The following is an 18499-nucleotide window of genomic DNA, read 5'->3' as shown; positions in this document are numbered from 1 at the left end:
CCGCTGCGCAACGTCGTGACGACAAGCGCGTGCTCCGGGACGCCGCCGGCGATCTCAAAGCGTCCATCGAGCAACCGGTGCCCGAGTGTCACGTTGCGCTGCTCCAGATATCCGTCCTCGACGGTCCATACGGTCCCTTGATTGTTGCCGAGCCCGGTGATCGCCGCTTCCGGGACCAACAGGGCCTGCGGAAGCCGGACGGTCGTGATGTGGGCCTCGGCCTGTTCGCCGAGGTACAAGTCAGCCGGCAGCGTGTCGAACGCGATCTCTACCCGCCGTTCCTCGTTGACGCGATCGCTTTCCGGCTGGATGCGCACCACGTGGCCGGCGAAACGCCGGCCTGGCTGAGATCGCAGCACGATCTCGGCTGACTCGCCGACAGCGATCTTGCCGGCCTTGCTCTCGTCGACATAAGCGAGCGCCCACACGGTTTTCGGATCGATCAGCGTGAACACCGGCTCGCCCGCGCCGAGCGCCGAGCCGAGTTCCTTCAGGCGTGCAGTCACCATGGCGTCGTAGGGAGCCGCGAGGGTGTAAAACTCCAACATGGTTGATTGCAGCTGCCGCTGAGCTTCAGCATCGCCGATGTTGGCCTTGGCCACCAGGACGTCGCTTTGCGCCAGGCTCACATCGGCAAGCGCCGCATCTTGGGCCGCCTGTGCCGTCTGCGCCGCTTCGATCGAGGTGTTGTTGTTCTTTAGCAGCGCCTGCCGGCGCTCGTTGATGCTCTTGGCGTTCGCAAAGTTCGCCTGAGCCTTTTCGACGCTTGCCGCAGCCCTTTGAAGATTGGCATCAGCCAGTTCGACCATCGCATTTGCCCGGGCGACCTGTGCACTCTGCTCGCGGTCATCAAGGCGGGCGAGAACCGCGCCTTTGGCGACACGTTTGCCGACATCGGCGCGAAGATCGACGAGCACGCCGGACACCTTGAAGCCGATCCTGGAGGTCACGCGCGCCTCGACCGTCCCGAGGCCGAAGACCTGCACCGGCACGTCGCGCTCGGCGGCCGCGACTTGAACCTCGATTGGGCGCAGGAACATTGTCCACGCCCCGACACCTGCGCCGATGGCGATTGCCAGCACGATGGCGGACGCGAGCATGCGCGCCGTTACAGGTCGCCGTGTCTTCCCCACGACCTTGTCCCGCGTTCCGGAAGGAACCTCCTTCACGATCGGCTTTGGAATCTCAAGCATATACGTTCCCTACAATTGGGATGGGGACGGTTCATGCTGTTATCGCTGCGCCTTGGACGCTGTGCCCGCAATGACATGGATCAAAACGCGGGTTCCGTTTGGCGGCAGGAAGGTGAGGCTGCCGTGTTGTCGATTTGCTTCACCGCGCATCGGGCGGCAGCCAAGGGCGGATACGGGCAACTGTCATCACAGTTACCCGGCAGGCACTGTCTGCCTTCCGGGTCTGGCTAACGGTTCGATTGCAGCAACTCCAACGTCCGCAATGGCGCCACGGACTTCGCTATCGCCGAGCTTTCGGCGCCTTGCCCCTCAGCTACCCACCTTCGCCGGCTTCCCCGCCCCAAACCGCAGCCCGTCCATCAGCAGCGAGACCAGCCGGCGCGAGCGGTCGCGCCAGTCCTCGGTGTCGGGCGCCGAATAGATGCCGCCCAGCGCGTGCAGTACATCGGAACTGTCGACGTCGCCGCGGATCGAGCCGTCGGCCACTGCCGCGTCGACCAGCCGCCGCAAGGCTAGCGACACCCTGCCGGACATGTCCGAGAACAGCGTGGAATTGGTGTTGAGCAGGATGCGCAGGCTCGTGGCCAGGCCGCGCTTGGTGGCGATGTAGTCGACGAAGCGCTGCATCCATTGTTCGAGCGCGACGTCGGGCGGATGATGCAGGGCGAGCTCGTCGGCGGCGTGGCACAGCGCTTCAACTTCGCGCCGGTAGACCACCTCGACCAGATGCTCGCGCGTCGGAAAATGCCGGTAGAGCGTGCCGATGCCGACGCCGGCCTGGCGCGCGATCTCCTCCAGCGAGGCATCGACGCCATGCGTCGCAAAGGCCGCTGCCGCGACCTCGACCAGCGCGTCGCGGTTGCGCTGGGCGTCGGCGCGCAGCGGCTTTGCCGCTGCGGCGTCGGCCTTGTCTCCAAGCGTGGCGGGCGGCTGCGAGGCCAATTTTTTCTCCAAGATCGGTCCGGGCTTGAACTCGGCAGGGAGGGTCCGGCAGGCCCCGTTAATATAGTCACGGGATCGAGTATGTCATGTCCTTCGAGCTCGCAAGCCTGTCCCCGGGGCCGCGACCGACTGCCAGTGCAGATCGGCAAAATGGCCGGACACCGGCTAAAGCGCGTCGCGTCTGAAAGGATTCATGCGACGCGCTTTAAGTTCTTGTTTATGCATGCCGTTATCCCAAAACCGCTGCGCACTTTTGGGCGGCATGCATTAGGCAGAAAGGCTCAGCCTGAACTTGTCCGCGTCTTTCATCCGGCCTTGCCTGGCGATCAGGTGTTTCGTCAGCAAATTTTCTTCGATGGGCTGTGACATGAAAAACCCTTGAGCGCTGTGACAACGCTCGGCGATCAGAAAATCAAGCTGCGTTTCGTTTTCCACGCCCTCCGCCACGACGGTCAAACCGAGGGAATTGGCCAGCGCGATAATGCCTCGAACAATGTTCTGTTTCTTCTTCGACGATTCCAGACCGCTCAAGAACGATCGGTCGATCTTCAGCTGATCCAGATTGAAATCGGCAAGGTAGCCGAAACTTGAATAGCCGGACCCGAAATCGTCGAGTGCCAGGCCGACCCCGATATTTCGAATTTCCGCCAGGGCGTTCAAGGCGTTTCGGCTGTTCTGGATAAATACCCCTTCCGTTATTTCCAGTTGCAGGCGCGACGGCGGCAGTCCTGTCTGTTGCAACACCAGAAGGAGGTGGGCGAAATATGCATCGTTCTGAAGGCTTTTGCCCGAAAGATTGACGGAGCAAACAAAATCATCGGCGGAAACAGGCATCCATCGAGCTGCCTGCAGGCAAGCCTTGCTCAACACAACCTTGTCGATTTCCAGTATCAGGTCGCTTCGTTCGGCAGTTGGAATGAACGACACCGGCAGACGAATCGCTGCCGCAGCGGGGTCGCGCCAACGCACAAGCGCCTCGGCGCCGGTCATGCGGCCGGTCGCCAGCTCGAATTGCGGTTGCCAGACCAGGAAGAACTCGTCGCAGTTGAGCGCCCGCTTGATGCCAGCTTCCTCGCCAAGCTGCATGTCGAACTGATTGAGAATTGCAGGTGAGAACGTGACGAAACCAGAGCGTCCTTCAGCTTTGGCTACATAAAGAGCGCTGTCTGCGTTGCGCAGCAGGGTGGAAATATCCGACCCATGCTCGGGAAAACATGCCATGCCGATACTGGCTCCCATGCGCACGTGATGGCCCTCGAGTTCGGCAAACCGGTTCAATTGCTGCCGAAGCCGATCTCCGAGAGCATCCGCTGCGGCGTGCCGGTCGCCAATCGCCATGATCGCAAACTCGTCTCCGCCCAAACGGACAGCGACCACTTCGTCGGGCCGTTCGACCGATTGCAGGACCTCGGCTACGGCTTTCAGCAGCAGATCACCGATGTGATGACCGAACGTATCGTTCACGCTCTTGAAATGATCCAGGTCTATCAGGAAAAGCCGGAGTTGCTTGCCGGCGAGCCTTGCCCGATCCAGCATCACGTCCCTGTTGGCTGACATCCAGGCGCGATTCTTCAATTCCGTCGTCGCGTCGCGCCAGGCCAGAAATTCCAGTTTCTTTATCGTTTCCCGACGACCGATAAGCAATACGGCAGTTCCGATCGCCAGCAGCGACAAAACCGCCAAGGCGAAAGCAATCTGGTAATTGAATCTATTCAGACTTTTTTCTGTGGAATAGAGATCTTCGTTGATCTCATCTCCATATTTATAATATTCGTCATTCATCCTCTCCACGAGATGCTCGAGCTCAAGCCCCATTTCCTTCAGGCTCTTTTCGTCGAGAGGCAGCCCTGCCGCGATCATGGCATCAAGTCGTGTCACCGCGTCGGCGACACGCGGCACGATACTTGCGTAGGCGGGAATTTCGCTCGTTGTCCCGGTGCCGTCGATCCGCTTGAAACGAATGTAGACCAGGTCGTTCGCCGCCGATAATTGCTCAAGGCTGTCCGCGGACCCTGGGGCGGCCTGGGCGAGCGAAGTCATGTCCCTGAGGTGGGTTACATCGCGTATTGCAATGTGGAACTCGCGGACGGCGAAGAAGCCGAACCGAGGCAGCGACGATTCGATCTTGCTGAGGCTGAGAAACAATACGGTGATCAACACGGCCGAACAGGCTACCGCAGCCGCAATGGCGGTCCCGTAGGTGAGCGGAACGCGCCAGCCTCTCGATCCAAACCGTACCATGCGAGCCACGCCGGAGCTCGATCAGCCGCCGGGCTCGAGCGTCTCGATCACCCAGACCCATCGTGGTTTGCGGATTGGCGTATCGAAGGCGGGGTGGTCATTGAGCGGGTAGACCAGCCTGGTGGGACCCTGGGTTCGCCGGGTCAGCAATTTTCCGTTCTGGCGGGTGGCAAGCAGGAGGGGACCTTCCGTCCAATCTTCGCGCGGAATTATCTGCACGTATTCGTCCACCGCGCGCAGCGTCACGGAATCCTCGCCCTCCAATCCAACGAGCTTGAGCACATCGCGGAACAGAACGCCTTCAAATGTAAGCTGCCCCTTTTCAAATGGACTTGGAGTAGTGACTCTGTAGAGACCGAGCTTTTCCAGCTGTCGCAAGGTAACTGGAACTGGCTTGCCGTCCTTCTGAACATTGAAGGCCACCGTGTCTGGCGGCTCCGGGAGGTCAGCGGGCTCCAACGCCCTCGCGGGCAGAATGCCGAGGGCCAAAACTGCCAGCATGATCAGACTGCGCCTAAGCGGCAAAAGTCCTGTGTTGAGCAAGGATGACATGCAGCAATCCTTTCTTCTCGATGGGCAAGCACCCAGCCGTTGTCTGACCTTCATTCGGGCAGACTGGTTACATTGCGCAGACTGATCACAGTGCCATCAATGCTTAATTTTTCCGTTAGCTTTTATTCAGGCGGGCGGGAACCGCTATTCTGATGCCGTTTCTTGACGCCGCAGAAGGTCGGACGGTTTCAAACCGGCAGCGGAGGAGGATTTCCAGCCACAGTGAATTGCCGAACGAATTCGGCTCCGCCAGACGTTCTGGTGTCGAATGTGCAACCGGTTTCGGCGTTGTCGATTCCGTTTGACGACACGCGCGCAGCAGCTTTGCGGATTCGTCTCATAGCTTGGCGGCGCGGTTGCGACGCCAATTTTTTCTCCACTGCCAATACAGGGCTTGAACCGCGCCGGATCAGCCCCCACGTAATAAACGGAGGCGCCTCCGTTTTAGTGGAGCACCTTTATCATATAATCAGGGAGACCGGTATGTCACGTGTTGAGAGCCTGCAAGCTGTTACTGCTCGCTGCTGGAGATTGGCGAAGGCAGTGGAGCTGCCAATCTCCCCCCTTGAGGGGAGAGGCCCGGCAGGGCAGGGGGTCGGTTCGACCGGGCACGGCCTCCTCCTTGCGACAGGTGGAGGTTGGCGCGTTATGCGAGACGATCCCCTCTGGCCTGCCGGCCATCTCCCCTCAAGGGGGGAGATCAGCCAACTTAGCCATCTGGTGACCTTGCCGCTCGCCGGCCGGGCATCAGATCTTCCCCTTCCGCGTCAAGCAACTGGAGCCAGACGCTCATGACAAGCAAAACCCCCATCCATCTAGACATCAACGGACATCGCCATGAACTGGAGGTCGAGCCGCGCGTCACGCTGCTCGACGCCTTGCGCGACCATCTCGGCCTGACCGGTACCAAGAAGGGCTGCGACCACGGCCAATGCGGCGCCTGCACCGTGCATGTCGACGGCCAGCGCGTGCTGGCATGCCTGACGCTCGCCGCCCAGGCCGAGGGCAGGGCGGTCACCACCATCGAAGGGCTTGCCGAGGGCGACGGCACGCTGCACGCGGTGCAGGCCGCCTTCCTCGAACAGGATGCCTTCCAGTGCGGCTACTGCACGCCGGGCCAGATCATGTCGGCGGTCGCCTGCATCCGCGAGGGCCATGCCGGCTCGGATGACGAGATCCGCGAATACATGGCCGGCAATCTCTGCCGCTGCGGCGCCTATCCGCACATCGTCGCCGCCGTGCGCCAGGCGGCACTGGAGGTTGCGTCATGAGGGATTTTTCGTATCTGCGCGCCAATTCCATCGATGCGGCACGCCAGGCGGCGGCGCTGCCCGGCGCCATGCTCTTGGCCGGCGGCACGACGCTGATCGATCTCGCCAAATGCGGCGTCACCGAACCTGACACCGTGGTCGACATCACCCATCTCAAGGGGCTGGATACGGTCACGGTCGATGACCAGGGCGCCATGATCGGCGCGCTGGCAAGGATGAGCAGCGTCGCCGACGATGCCGACATAAAGAGCCGGTTCCCCGCCGTCTCGGAAGCGTTGTGGCAGGCGGCGTCGGCGCAGCTCCGCAACATGGCGACCATCGGCGGCAATCTGATGCAGCGTACGCGCTGCCCCTATTTCCGCGATCCGGCGAATTTCCCCGCCTGCAACAAGCGCTCGCCCGGCAGCGGCTGTTCGGCGATCGGCGGCGTCACCCGCGGCCATGCCGTGCTCGGCACCAGCGAGGCCTGCATCGCCACCTATCCGGGCGATCTGGCGACGGCGCTCGTCGCCTTCGACGCGATCGTCCATCTCGGCGACCGCCAGATCGCAACCGACGACTTTTTTCTGCTGCCGGACGCCACGCCCGACAGGGAGCATGCGATCGCACCGGGCGAAATGATCACCGCGATCGGCATCCCTGCTTCCGCAGCCGCGCGGCGCTCGACCTACCTGAAGGTCCGCGACCGGCAATCCTACGAATTCGCCGCCGCAGGTGCCGCCGTCGGTGTCGAATTCGAAGCTGACGGAAGGACGATCAAGGATTTGCGTGTGGCGCTCGGCGGTGTCGCCACCAAACCGTGGCGCGCCCGCGCCGTGGAAGAGGCGCTGAAAGGCAAGCTGCTGGAACCGGACACGGTCAGGCGCGCCAGCCTGCTCGCCATCGAAGGCGCCGTCGACCACGGCGCCAACCAGTACAAGATCGAACTGGCGCCGCGCGTTGTCGCCCGCGCCATCCTGAAAGTGGGAGAAACGGCATGACCGTTCACGAGATCAGAACCAGACATTGCGATTCGAAGAGGGGCGACGCGTCGGACGGCGCCGTCCTCGCGGAAGCCGTGGGCGGGCGGCTGTCGCGCGTCGACGGCCCGGCCAAGATCACCGGCGCTGCAAAATACGCGGTCGAGCAGCAGCTCGACGGGCTCAGCCATGCCGTTCTCGTCGAGAGCACGATTGCGGCGGGCCGGGTGCGTTCGATCGACACCGCCGCCGCCGAAAGCGCACCCGGCGTGCTCCTGGTGCTGACGCCGGATAATGTGTTGCGCCTCAACACCGCGACGGACTGGCTGGGCACGCCGCCGCCGGACGCCCCCTATTACCCGCTGGCGCGCGACATCACCTTCAGCGGCCAGCATGTCGCGGCGGTGGTGGCGGAGAGTTTCGAGCAGGCCGTCGCGGCCGCAGCACTTGTCAAGGTCAGCTATGACGAGATGGCGGCCATCGTCGACCTTAGCGATCCGAAGGCCGGCGACGGCATTCCGATCGACGCGATGACCAAGGAATGGGGCGACGCGCAGGCGGCTTTCGCCTCGGCGCCCGTGCGGATCTGCGCCGCCTACAACACGCCGCGCGAGTACCAGACGCCGCTCGAACCGCATGGCCTGATCGCGCACTGGGAGGGCGACCAGCTGACGGTGTGGGAGCCCAGCCAATGGCTCGACGGAATGGCGCGGACCTATGCCGAATGGTTCGGCGTGCCGTTCGAGAATGTGCGCCTGATCTCGCCCTATATCGGCGGTGGCTTCGGCTCCAAGGCGTTCGCATATGGCTATAGCGCGGTAGCGGCGATTGCCGCGAAGATGCTCGGCCGGCCGGTGAAGCTCGCGGTCACAAGGCCGCAGACCTTCACCGCCTATGGCGGACGGGCGGCGACGCGCCAGACAGTGGCGCTCGGTGCCGACGCCGAGGGACGGATCCAGTCGATCGTGCACCGCGGCGTCAACGAGACCTCGGTCGACGGCATGTGGGTCGAGCCGCTCGGCTCGGTAACCTCGATCATGTATGCGACGCCGAATTTCTCGTCGCGGCAGAATGTCGTGCGGGTGAACACGGTGGTGCCGGGTGCGTTACGCGCGCCGGGCGAGAACCCGAGCGCCTTCGGCATCGAAAGCGCGATCGACGAGCTGGCCGACGAGGTCGGCATCGATCCGCTGGAAATCCGGCTCAGGAACTATGCCGAACAGGATCCGGAGGTGAAAAAGCCGTGGTCGACACGGCAGCTGCGCGAGGCATACGCAGCCGGCGCCGAGGCCTTCGGCTGGTCGAAGCGCACACCCGAGCCGCGCTCGATGCGCGACGGCAACCAGCTGATCGGCTGGGGCGTTGCCGCCGGCACTTATCCGGTGCGGCGCGCCTATGGCGAGGCTGTCGTGCGCATCCTCGCCGACGGCTCGGTCGAGGTCGAAAGCTCGAGCATCGACATGGGGCAGGGCACCTATACGATCCTGGCGCAGACCGCCGCCGAGGTGGTGGGCGTGCCGGCCGAGAACGTCGTGGTGAAGCTGGGTGACTCCCGCTATCCCCGCGCCGGCGTCACCGGCGGGTCGCGGCTGGCCGGCGTGATGACCGGCGCCGTGTACAAGGCGGCGACAGCCGCGCTCGACCAGCTGGTCGGGCTCGCCATCAGCGATCCAAATTCGCCGTTCCATGCGCTGCAGGCCAACACGCTGGTCGTCACTAAGGGCCGCATCGCCTCGCCGCGCGGCGACGGCCCTGAGGTCTCGATCACCGAGCTGCTCGGCAGTGTCGGGCGCGACCATATCGAAGCGATGGGCGACACCATGCCGGCCAATTCCACGGTCGAGGATCGCTACAAGAATTACACCACCATCGCAACGGCGCTGTCGCACACCGAGGGCGACTATTCCCGCCACAGCTGGTGCGCGCATTTCATCGAAGTGCGCGTCGACGAGGATTTTGGCACGGTTCGCGTGTCGCGCGTGGTGTCGGCGCTGGATTCGGGCCGGCTCTACAATCCCAAGCTCGCCGAAAGCCAGTGGAGGGGCGGCATCATCATGGGCATCGGCCAGGCGCTGCTGGAGGAAGGCATCGTCGACCGCCGCCACGGCCGCATCGTCAACAACAATCTGGCCGACTATCTCATCGCGACCAATGCCGACATCCCCGACATCGAGGTGATCTCGGTCGGCATCCCCGACCCGCACTCCTCCGTGCTCGGCGGCAAGGGTGTGGGAGAACTCGGCATCGTCGGCGTGGCGCCGGCGATCGCCAATGCGGTGTTCCATGCCACCGGCAAGCGAGTTAGGGATCTGCCGATCACCCTGGAGAAGCTGATCTAGGGCGAGACGGCGAAGCTGCCGATCTCCCTCAAGCGGAGATCGGCAGCTTCAACTCTGTGCGTAACCTCATTGGCAGGAAACGGGTGGTTTGCGTGCGCTGTTTCACCCATCTGTCGGCAGAAGCCTATGAAGCCAGAGGAGGCATGCCATGACCATACACGCGGTTCCAGCGGCAGCGGTCCGATCGGCACAAGCGCGCGTCGCCGGATATGATTGGCAGGCATTGGCCGAGGAGCTGAGCGGCTATGGCTGCGCCGTGATGGAAAAGCTGCTGACGCCGCAGGAGTGCAGGCAGATCGCGGCGCTCTATCCGGACGAAAGCCATTTCCGCAGCCATGTCCATATGGCGCGGCACGGCTTCGGCAAGGGTGAGTACCGTTACTTCAGCTATCCCTTGCCGGAGCTGATCGGCGGCCTGCGCAGCGCGCTCTATCCGCGCCTCGCCGCGGTCGCCAACGACTGGAACGAGCGCTTGGGGCTTGCCCAGCGCTACCCGGACGAACACGCCGCGTTCCTCAAGCAATGCCACGACCAGGGCCAGACACGGCCGACGCCGCTGCTGCTGCAATATGGTCCCGGCGACTTCAACTGCCTGCATCAGGATCTCTACGGCGATCTTGCCTTCCCGCTGCAGGTCGCGGTCCTGCTGTCCGAACCGGATAAGGATTTCACCGGCGGCGAGTTCGTGCTGACCGAGCAGCGTCCGCGCATGCAGAGCCGTGCCGAGGTGGTGCCGCTGCGCCAGGGCGATGCCGTTGTTTTCGCGGTCCACAATCGCCCGGTCCAGGGCGGCAAAGGCAGCTACCGGGTCAATCTCAGGCACGGCGTCAGCCGGCTTCGCTCCGGCATACGCCATACGGTGGGCATCATCTTCCACGACGCGAAGTAGAGCCTGAAATCGAATTTGGATCGCGCGCTGCAGGCGCGATGGACATCACGCCTGAAACGGCGCCAGCTCCTCGGTCGTGAGGTGGCGCGCCTTGCCCTTGGCAAGGTCGCCGAGCTGCAACTGGCCGATCGCCACCCGCACGAGGCGAAGCACCTCGATATCATGCGCCCCGAGCAGCCGGCGGATATGGCGGTTGCGGCCTTCGTCGAGGGTGATTTCCAGCCAGGCGGTGCTGGTGCCGCTGCGCAGGATGTCGATCGACCGCGCCGTCAATTCCTCGCCGTCGACCGTGGCGCCGGCGCGCAACCGGGCCAGCATGGCCTCGTCGGGCAGGGCGCCGATCTGCACGTGATAGATCTTGGCGAAGTGCGAGGCGGGGTCGAGCAGGCGCTGCGCGAAGCGCGTGTCGTTGGTCATCAAGAGCAGGCCCTCGCTGGCCTTGTCGAGGCGACCGACCGGCGACACGAAGGGCAGGGCGAGCCCGGCCAGGCAGTCATAGACGGTGCCGCGATCCTGCGGGTCGTCGCGGGTGGTGACCAGGCCGCGCGGCTTGTTGATCATCAGATAGACCTTACGCTCGGCGACGACGCGCTTGTCGTCGACCTCGATGCGGTCGCGGCTGGGATCGACCCGCAGCGAGCCGTTGCGCACGACCTTGCCCGCGACTCGGACGCGCCCTTCGGCGACCAGAACCTCAGCCTGCTTGCGCGAGCACAGGCCGAGTTTCGACAACGCACGGCAAAGGCTGACGCCTGGAGGACTGGCTCCAGCGGCGGGGCGTGGCCGGCCGATTCCGGGTCGTGGCGCCATGGATCTTACGCGTGGGTTCCTGTGTCCGGGGCATCCCAGTATAGCCGGTAGCCGGCTCTGTCCACGGGAGAGGGAACAGAATGTCGCCGCCAAGGAGCGAGGCGGCATCCTCTTTTTCCACAGCTGATGCTCCATTCGATTTCAGCACAATATCAGCGTCCGTTCAGGACGCGGAGGCCATGCCGCGGCGATGCTCGCGGGAGACAAACCCGATGAGCAGCCATGACAATCGCCCTTACCGAAGACCTCCTTGCCAGGATCGATTATAGGATCGAAGACGCCGGCCCGGCGCCGGGACTGCGCAGCCTGGAGGACCGCGACTATGCCGCCATTCGCAAGCAACTGCTTGCCGGACGCCCGCGTGACGTCTGGGTGTTCGCCTATGGCTCGCTGCTGTGGAACCCTTGCTTCGAATTCGTCGAGGAACGGCCGGCGACCGTACATGGCTGGCATCGGCGATTTTCGCTATGGCTGACCCGCTGGCGGGGCACGCGCGAGCGGCCGGGCCTGATGCTTGCGCTCGACCGTGGCGGCAGCTGTCGCGGTGTCGTCTACCGTCTCCCCGATCGTGATATCGACGCGACAATCGACTGGCTGCTGCGCCGGGAGATGAGCGCCAACCCGCCGACGAACATTCCCCGCTGGGTCTCCGTTCGAGGCGCAGGTGGGAATTTGCGGGCCATCGCCTTCGTCGCCAACCGGAGCGGCCCCGCCTATGCGGCGAACTTACCCGAGCAGACCACGGTGGAAATCCTGTCGCTCGCCGCCGGCCACATCGGCAGCTGCGCCGACTATCTGCGCCGCACCGTCCTTCAGCTCGAAGCCCGCAATATCCGCGACGCAACACTATGGCGGCTGCAGGGCAAGGTCGCCGCCTATCTCGGATCATTGCAATCCGGCACGCCCTTGCCGGCGCCAACCGTGGAGATCGATTATGCATGCGAAGGTTGAAGGACTATCCCTCCCGTCGATCACCGCACAGGAAGCGGTGCATCGGGTCCTGTCGACGGGCAGCGTTGAATTCTGTGGCGGCGAGACTGTGCAGATGCTGCACTATCTCGACGCTCTGACGGCCGGCGGTACGATAATAGTCCCCGGCGAAGCACGGCCAGGTCTCTGGAAGCGCGTTACCAGCCTGTTTCGGACCAGCCTCATTCAGCCCGGCATTTTTCGGCCTTGACCTTTACCGGCTTCTGCGGCTCCGATGATTGCTGTGCGATCAGGCGCAGCGATGGTGCAGTGGCTTGGTACAACAGATCGGCAGCGCGGTTCTCGATCTCGAGCGCGGCACGTTGCGGCGCGACGGCGAGATCGTGCCGGTCAGGCCAAAGACCTTCGACCTGCTTGCCTTCCTGGCGCGCAACCCGGGCCGCGTGCTGAGCAAGGACGAACTGTTCGAAGCGGTGTGGCCCGGCATCATTGTCACCGAGGACTCGCTCACCCAGTGCATCCACGATGTGCGCAAATGCATCGGTGACGAAACGCAGTCCCTGGTCCGCACCGTGCCTCGGCGCGGCTACATGTTCCAGACTGCCGCCGACAGCCTGTCCGCTTCGCTGCCGCCGGCCACCGCCGCGGTTGCAGTCGGCCGAACGCCCGAACCGATGGTCGCCGTCCTGCCGTTTCGCGTCGACGTCGACGATACGACGGCAAAGCCGCTCTTCGATGGCGCGGTCGAGGAGATCATCAACGCGCTTTCCTACTTCAAGACCATCGCGGTGCTGGCGCGCCATTCGGCCTTCGCGCTTGCGCAATACTCCGACCAGGACATCTGGGCGACCGCCGAGCGTCTCGGAGTCGACTATGTTGCGGAAGGCGCTGTCAAAAGTGCCGACGATGGCTATGACGTGCGCGTCGTGCTGTCCGAAACAGCGTCGGGCCGAAGTGTCTGGGCGCAGACGTTTTCATTCAAGACCAGTGAGATTTTCGCTTTTCAAAGAACCGTGGCGCAAAGGATCGCGACGGCGCTAGTCGCCAATATCGAGAGCGCGGCCATGCGGCGCACATCGCCGGCGCCTGCCGCCAATGTCGAGGCCTATATCCATATTTTGCGCGGCATTGCGTTGCTGCGCAGTTATGGCGAGGGGGTGAACCAGCAGGCACGCGACCATCTGCTGCAGGCGCTCGAACGCGATCCGGATTCGGGGCTCGCCCATGCCTACCTCGCTCTGGCGGATACGATCATAGGTGGATATGGCAGTGCACCCCGATCCGTGCTCGATCGGGCGCGAGACCGGGCTCTCCACGCCACGGCCCTCAGCCCCGACGAGGCCCGGTGCCACCGGATCCTGGCATTGATCCTGCTCTACCGGGGCGACCTCAACGCGGCAGCACAGCATTTCGCGCGGGCGCTGGACCTCAATCCCTTCGACGCCGATACCTTGGCCCAGACCGGTTTTTTCGAAGCTATTCGCGGCCATGGCGAGACCGGTCTGACGCTCCTCGACCAGGCCATCCATCTCAATCCGATGCACCCGCCTTGGTACTATTTCGACAGGGGCGAGGCTCTGCTTGTTCTTGGCCGCTACCAGGAAGCAGCCACCGCCTTTTCGTGCCTCCCGCGCAAGGATGCCTGGCATTTGGCACAGCTTTCAGCGTGCTACGCCCTGGCCGGGGATACCGAAAAGGCGCGGGTCTGCGCCAGGGAAGGACGGCAACTGAAACCTGGCCTGACTATCCAGGCGATTGTTGCAGACCTTCGCCTGGAGCGCATCGAGGATCGGGAACGGATACGATCGGGTCTCGAGCGTGCCGGCTGGGACGAAACGCCATTGCTGGAAACACCATTGCCCGCGACACCACTGAAAGGGTGACACCGCTTTTCGAAATTCGAGACCAGTTTAGCTCCGCCTGCTTGCGCGAGCACCAGGCCGAGCTTCGACAGCGCATGGCAAAGGCTGACGCCCCGGCGCCAGAGGAGGGCCGTTGCCAGCCGATGCCGGGTGGCTGGGTTCTGCCCTTGCGTCGTTCCGGCAAAGGTCAGGACTTTCCCGCCAGCCCGGCCTCGACGAGCGTTTTCACGCCTTCGCCGAGGTGCCTTTTCAGGAGGCGAACGGCCGCCTCGGCATCGCGGTGGCGGCAGGTCGTCAAGATATCCCAGTGTTCCGACTGCGAGCGGCTGCGATAGTTGAGGTTGGACAGAAGGACGCGAACGTAGCGGTCGGCAGCATTGTGGTGGGCTTCGATCAGGCCGAGCAATCTGGCGTTGCCGCAGGCGCTGTAGAGGGCCAGATGAAAGGCGCGGTTCAGCGTTCCCCAGCGACCGACATTCGGCTCGGCGTCGATCTGCTTGAGCACGTGGCCGGCCTCGTCGAGCGTATCCTTGGCGAGATTCGGGACCGAGAGCCGCAGCGCTTCGCTTTCGAGCAATGCGCGGACCGCGAAGATTTCCCTGATCTCGGTCGCGTCCATCCTGGCGACATGCGCGCCCTTGGTCGGATGGATCGAAACGATGCCTTCAGCCTCGAGCTGGCGAAGGGCGTCGCGAACAGGCATGCGGCTGAAACCGAAGCGCTCGGCAAGGTCGTCCTGACGCAGCGGCGTGCCCGCCGCCAGGCTGCCGTCGGCGATCGATTCGCGCAGCACATTCGCCACCTGCTCCGCCACCGTCTGCGGTCTCTGCATCAAGCCTTCGCCTAGTCCGCGCAATCGATTCTCCTATTACGTGCACCTTGCCTAACAGAAAGCCGCCCGAGCGGATATCTGTATTCCCGTATACGAGTATCCAGAACTCTGCTGTATGGCGGCATGGGCTCGATCGGCATGCATGCAGCACCGGCCACGGCGCGCTGGCTGGTGGGGGCCGTGCTTTCGGGCGACGACAACCCGGTGCAGCAATGGCTACGGCCGGAGCGTTTTCCCGGCTGGGGGAACTGAGGGCCTGCCACTGTGCCGCCGTCGCGCCTTGAGACGGCGGCTCTCAAGCAGATTCACGTCTGGCTTGTATCCTATTGAGACAAAACAGGATTTTAATGCTGACATTGCGGGACAGCGCGCCCCTCTGTCCAGTAGGACAGAGGGGCGCGCTGTAGAATACCTCGATTGCCTAATATTGCGGAAGATGGCCGGGCGTCAGGCGCAATTGCAGCGCCAGGGAAGTGGTCGCCGGTCCTGGGCGCCACTTCCCGGGCCTTCGACGCGGTGCCTGGCTGATCGCCAGGAGGTTTACGACCGTCAACTCAAGTCGACGCGTGGTCGTCCAGCGCCTCGACAACGAAAGACGCTGCAATCAGGTCGTCGGCATGCAGCCGAAGGGAGCCTTCACTTCCTCCCATGATGGCGGCGACCTTCTGAAAAGTTTTCATCTCGTGCTCGGTAATCCGGGCGCTCCGCATCTTTGCCTTGAGATCAGCGACACGCAGGCTGAGCGTATGGGACGTTCCAATTTCACGGTTCGACATGATTACATGCTCCTCCCCAACCCATGCTTGTTTGCTCCCCACCGGTATTCGCCCGTCTCCCATGTTGCCTAAATATGAGGCATCGCGAATACAGCGCCCCGAACGCGTGATGCGAAGGAAGGTTCCAGCGCAACACGGTCACGAAATAATACGACGCGGCCGGCGGCCGGCAAAGCTATCCGTAGGAGGGTGGCAGATTGCCGGGCGGGCCGGCGGTTTTCTTGGAGCCGCAGGACGCTCAACGGCGGAGTGAGTCCAAAAGGATTGACCGTATCCCCGGGGGGAGGATACGAAAGAAGCATGTCCGAAGGCATCCACCATTCGCATCCCGCTATCGTGAAGCGCCTGAAGCGCGCGCAAGGCCATCTTGCGGCGGTGCTGTCCATGTTCGAGGCGCATCGTCCTTGCGTTGATCTGGCGCAGCAACTCCATGCCGTGGAAAGCGCCATCAGCAGTGCAAAGCGCGAACTGATCCACGATCATATCGAGCATTGCCTGACGGACACCGCGGAAACCGGCGGCAACTCGCTGGCGGAACTCAAGCAACTGGCGAAATACCTGTGAGCGGTCTCGGCGCGCGCATTCTCGACTGGCTCGGGTTCGGATCCCGCGATCACGCCGTACATGGTCACGACCACGGCAGCGGGGCGCATGGGCATACCCACGGGGTCATCGATGCGACCATAGCGACGACCGACCGGGGCATCTGGGCGATAAAATGGTCGTTCGTCATCCTGGCCATCACGGCGGCGATGCAGATGGTCGTGGTGGTGCTGTCGAGCAGCGTGGCGCTGCTGGCCGACACGATCCACAACATCGGTGACGCCACCACCGCCATCCCGCTGTGGATCGCCTTCATACTGGCCCGGCGCAAGCCGTCGCCGACGTTCACCTACGGCCTTGGCCGGGTCGAGGACCTGGCCGGCATCGTCATCGTCGTGATCATCCTGTTCAGCGCCATCGTCGCCGGTTATGAGGCCATCGAGCGTCTGATAAATCCTCGATTGGTGACGCATCTTGGTTGGCTGACGGCGGCAGGCATTGTCGGGTTTCTCGGCAATGAGGCCGTCGCGGTGTTCCGCATCCGCGTCGGCCGGGAAATCAACAGCGCCGCGCTCGTTGCCGACGGCTACCATGCCCGCACCGACGGCCTGACCAGCCTTGCCGTGGTCATCGGGGCGCTTGGCGTCTGGCTCGGTTTTCCACTGGCCGACCCGATCGTCGGCCTGCTCATCACGCTGGCGATCTTCGGCATCGTCTGGCAGTCGGCGCGCTCGGTGCTGACCCGTATGCTCGACGGCATAGAGCCTGGCGTCATCGGCGAAATCCGCCATGCCGCCGCGCATGTGCCGGGAGCGCGCCTTGTCGACGCCAAGGCGCGGTGGATCGGGCACCGGCTGCACGCCGACATTGCCATCGCCGTCGAAGAAAGCCTGCCGGTCTCCGAAGCGAAGAAGATCACCACGGCGCTGGAAGCCGAGCTGTTCGAGCACATGCCGGCGCTTGCGGCGGCCAATATCAGATTTGCGAGCGCGGATGCGGGTCATCGCCATGGACATGCTCACGGCGAACACGACGGTCACAGGCACTAACGGTCGCCCAGAGCGGCTCGTTTCTGTTACCCTCGGCTGATGTTCCAAATTCTCGTCGAGTTCCAACGAACTATCTATCTGGCGGTCGGCGAGCAGATCAAACTGCTTTCGGTAGGAGGCGACTGGCTGGCGTTCATGGGCTTCCTACCGATGGGCGTCGTCTTCGGCGCCGCGCATGCGCTGACGCCGGGCCACAGCAAGGCCGTGCTGGCGACATATCTTGCGGGTTCGGATGCAAATGTTCCGCGCGGCCTTCTCGTATCGATTGCGCTGTCCTTCACGCATGTGACGATTGCCGTCCTGATCGCGGTCCTCTCGCTGCCGCTGGTCTCCATCGCCTTGGGCAGCGTCGGCCGCGCTCCGCTTCTGGAGGATATCAGTCGTGGGCTGCTCGGCCTGATCGGTGTCTGGATGCTCTGGCGCGCTTTGAACCACGGCCATCACCACAGGCATGAGGGCGAGGCGGTCGGCGTGATGGCAGGTCTGATCCCGTGCCCGCTGACGCTGTTCGTGATGACCTTCGCGATGTCCAGAGGCATTCCCGGCGCCGGCATTCTGTTCGCAATCACCATGATGGTCGGCGTGGCGTTGACGCTGTCCTGCGTCGCGGTGTTGTCGATCCTGTTTCGGGAACGCCTGGTTGGTTTCTTCGCCGGCAAGCCACTCGAAACCATTTCCCGAACCATCGAAGGCGCTGCCGGGCTGGCGCTGGCGGGCGTCGCCGTCTGGCAGGTCGCCTCCTGATCACGCACAGTGTCGGGGGCATGATTTGCAGAATCAAGATAGGCCTCTATCTCCCTGTTTGATCTTTCTTTTTCCTGATGGTGCCGCGCTGCCGCCACACTACGGAGAAAACAATTCGGGACGGTAGAGCGGCATGAGGTCATGCGCTAGCCAATATTCGAACTGCCGCTGGGGGCATTTGCGGCAGGGGCGAAATGACACTATTAGCGGCCCCTATGCATCGGCCGGAATCGCCCGAGAGCGACGTCCTGAGCTCCGCCGGATGACCGCTTCGCGCCTCCAGCACGAACATGACGTAATCGCGGGAGCGGTGGCCACCAAAGCTGTGGCGGCGATGTTCGGAGCTCTAGCCGGCTGGCTGTCCCCCGCTAGGATGAAGAACGGGCTCACGATGGACACCGGGCCCAGGCATCGAACGGAGGACAGCCATGAAGCAGTATATCGGTCTCGACGTATCCATAAAAGAGACGGCAATTTCGATCCGGCAGGACGGCAAGAGGATTTGGCGGGGCAAGTGCGCGTCCGACCCGCAACTGCTCGCGGCGGTGATCCGCAAGCGCGCACCGT

General features: G+C 63.4%; 16 protein-coding genes and 2 pseudogenes. 11 read left to right on the top strand and 7 right to left on the bottom strand.

What is annotated here, in order from left to right:
• The 4 genes from IQ26_RS36270 to IQ26_RS36255 all read right to left on the bottom strand — a co-directional run.
• Positions 1-1193, bottom strand: a 1193-nt coding sequence (locus tag IQ26_RS36270) for an efflux RND transporter periplasmic adaptor subunit (protein ID WP_145723179.1), incomplete at its 3' end; no start/stop codon positions are given.
• Positions 1194-1502: 309 nt separating this feature from the next.
• Positions 1503-2135, bottom strand: a complete 633-nt coding sequence (locus IQ26_RS36265; protein ID WP_145723178.1) for a TetR/AcrR family transcriptional regulator — start codon at positions 2133-2135, stop codon at positions 1503-1505.
• Positions 2136-2402: 267 nt separating this feature from the next.
• Positions 2403-4376, bottom strand: coding sequence for a putative bifunctional diguanylate cyclase/phosphodiesterase (locus tag IQ26_RS36260; RefSeq protein WP_145723177.1), 1974 nt, complete (start codon positions 4374-4376; stop codon positions 2403-2405).
• Between the two features lie 21 nt (positions 4377-4397).
• Positions 4398-4928 carry a putative pterin-binding protein gene (locus IQ26_RS36255; RefSeq protein WP_162458179.1) on the bottom strand — a complete coding sequence of 177 codons (531 nt, stop codon included), beginning with the start codon at positions 4926-4928 and terminating at the stop codon, positions 4398-4400.
• Positions 4929-5719: 791 nt separating this feature from the next.
• Between IQ26_RS36255 and IQ26_RS36250 the strand changes: the two genes are divergently transcribed.
• The 4 genes from IQ26_RS36250 to IQ26_RS36235 all read left to right on the top strand — a co-directional run bounded on the left by IQ26_RS36250 (position 5720) and on the right by IQ26_RS36235 (position 10386).
• Positions 5720-6199: a (2Fe-2S)-binding protein gene (locus IQ26_RS36250; protein WP_145723175.1), complete on the top strand. Its 480-nt coding sequence runs from the start codon at positions 5720-5722 to the stop codon at positions 6197-6199.
• The gene (locus IQ26_RS36245; protein ID WP_145723174.1) at positions 6196-7179 is read left to right on the top strand and encodes an FAD binding domain-containing protein; all 984 of its coding nucleotides are present in this window, start codon (positions 6196-6198) and stop codon (positions 7177-7179) included. The genes IQ26_RS36250 and IQ26_RS36245 overlap by 4 nt, the downstream gene beginning before the upstream one ends.
• Positions 7176-9497 (top strand): xanthine dehydrogenase family protein molybdopterin-binding subunit, encoded by a 2322-nt coding sequence (locus IQ26_RS36240; protein ID WP_145723173.1) that lies wholly within the window; start codon positions 7176-7178, stop codon positions 9495-9497. The genes IQ26_RS36245 and IQ26_RS36240 overlap by 4 nt, the downstream gene beginning before the upstream one ends.
• Before the next feature lie 148 nt (positions 9498-9645).
• Complete coding sequence (locus tag IQ26_RS36235) at positions 9646-10386, top strand: 2OG-Fe(II) oxygenase (protein ID WP_145723172.1); 741 nt, start codon at positions 9646-9648, stop codon at positions 10384-10386.
• 45 nt (positions 10387-10431) lie between these two features.
• Here the strand turns inward: IQ26_RS36235 and IQ26_RS36230 are convergent, their stop codons facing one another.
• On the bottom strand, positions 10432-11196 hold the full coding sequence (locus IQ26_RS36230; RefSeq protein ID WP_145723171.1) for a pseudouridine synthase: 765 nt from the start codon (positions 11194-11196) through the stop codon (positions 10432-10434).
• Between the two features lie 222 nt (positions 11197-11418).
• On the opposite strand from IQ26_RS36230, the gene IQ26_RS36225 reads away from it, so the two are divergent.
• From IQ26_RS36225 to IQ26_RS36215, 3 genes are all read left to right on the top strand, one after another.
• Positions 11419-12147, top strand: a complete 729-nt coding sequence (locus IQ26_RS36225; RefSeq protein WP_145723170.1) for a gamma-glutamylcyclotransferase — start codon at positions 11419-11421, stop codon at positions 12145-12147.
• Positions 12131-12376: a hypothetical protein gene (locus tag IQ26_RS36220; protein WP_145723169.1), complete on the top strand. Its 246-nt coding sequence runs from the start codon at positions 12131-12133 to the stop codon at positions 12374-12376. The genes IQ26_RS36225 and IQ26_RS36220 overlap by 17 nt, the downstream gene beginning before the upstream one ends.
• 64 nt (positions 12377-12440) lie before the next feature.
• Positions 12441-14009, top strand: a complete 1569-nt coding sequence (locus tag IQ26_RS36215; RefSeq protein WP_162458178.1) for a winged helix-turn-helix domain-containing tetratricopeptide repeat protein — start codon at positions 12441-12443, stop codon at positions 14007-14009.
• Between the two features lie 166 nt (positions 14010-14175).
• Here the strand turns inward: IQ26_RS36215 and IQ26_RS36210 are convergent, their stop codons facing one another.
• Together IQ26_RS36210 and IQ26_RS36200 are read right to left on the bottom strand one after the other, a co-directional pair.
• Entirely contained in the window at positions 14176-14820 is a 645-nt protein-coding gene (locus IQ26_RS36210; protein WP_145723167.1) for a GntR family transcriptional regulator, read from the bottom strand.
• Between the two features lie 554 nt (positions 14821-15374).
• Positions 15375-15596, bottom strand: a complete 222-nt coding sequence (locus IQ26_RS36200) for a hypothetical protein (protein ID WP_145723166.1) — start codon at positions 15594-15596, stop codon at positions 15375-15377.
• A gap of 300 nt (positions 15597-15896) precedes the next feature.
• Here IQ26_RS36200 and IQ26_RS36195 point away from each other — a divergent pair, with 300 nt between their 5' ends.
• The 4 genes and pseudogenes from IQ26_RS36195 to IQ26_RS40855 all read left to right on the top strand — a co-directional run.
• Complete coding sequence (locus IQ26_RS36195) at positions 15897-16160, top strand: metal-sensing transcriptional repressor (RefSeq protein ID WP_126043224.1); 264 nt, start codon at positions 15897-15899, stop codon at positions 16158-16160.
• Positions 16157-17158, top strand: a pseudogene (locus IQ26_RS36190) (cation diffusion facilitator family transporter); the annotation flags it as partial. The gene IQ26_RS36195 and the pseudogene IQ26_RS36190, both read left to right, overlap by 4 nt.
• Before the next feature lie 69 nt (positions 17159-17227).
• A complete protein-coding gene (locus IQ26_RS36185) occupies positions 17228-17932 on the top strand; it encodes a HoxN/HupN/NixA family nickel/cobalt transporter (protein WP_145723165.1) in 705 nt (234 codons plus the stop codon).
• 428 nt (positions 17933-18360) lie between these two features.
• Positions 18361-18499: pseudogene (locus IQ26_RS40855) on the top strand (IS110 family transposase); the annotation flags it as partial.

The sequence above is a fragment of the Mesorhizobium tianshanense genome (genome assembly GCF_007830515.1).
Classification (GTDB): Bacteria; Pseudomonadota; Alphaproteobacteria; order Rhizobiales; family Rhizobiaceae; genus Mesorhizobium; species Mesorhizobium tianshanense.
The sequence above is the reverse complement of the archived record's forward strand: the minus strand, read 5'-3'. Positions and strand labels throughout refer to the sequence as shown.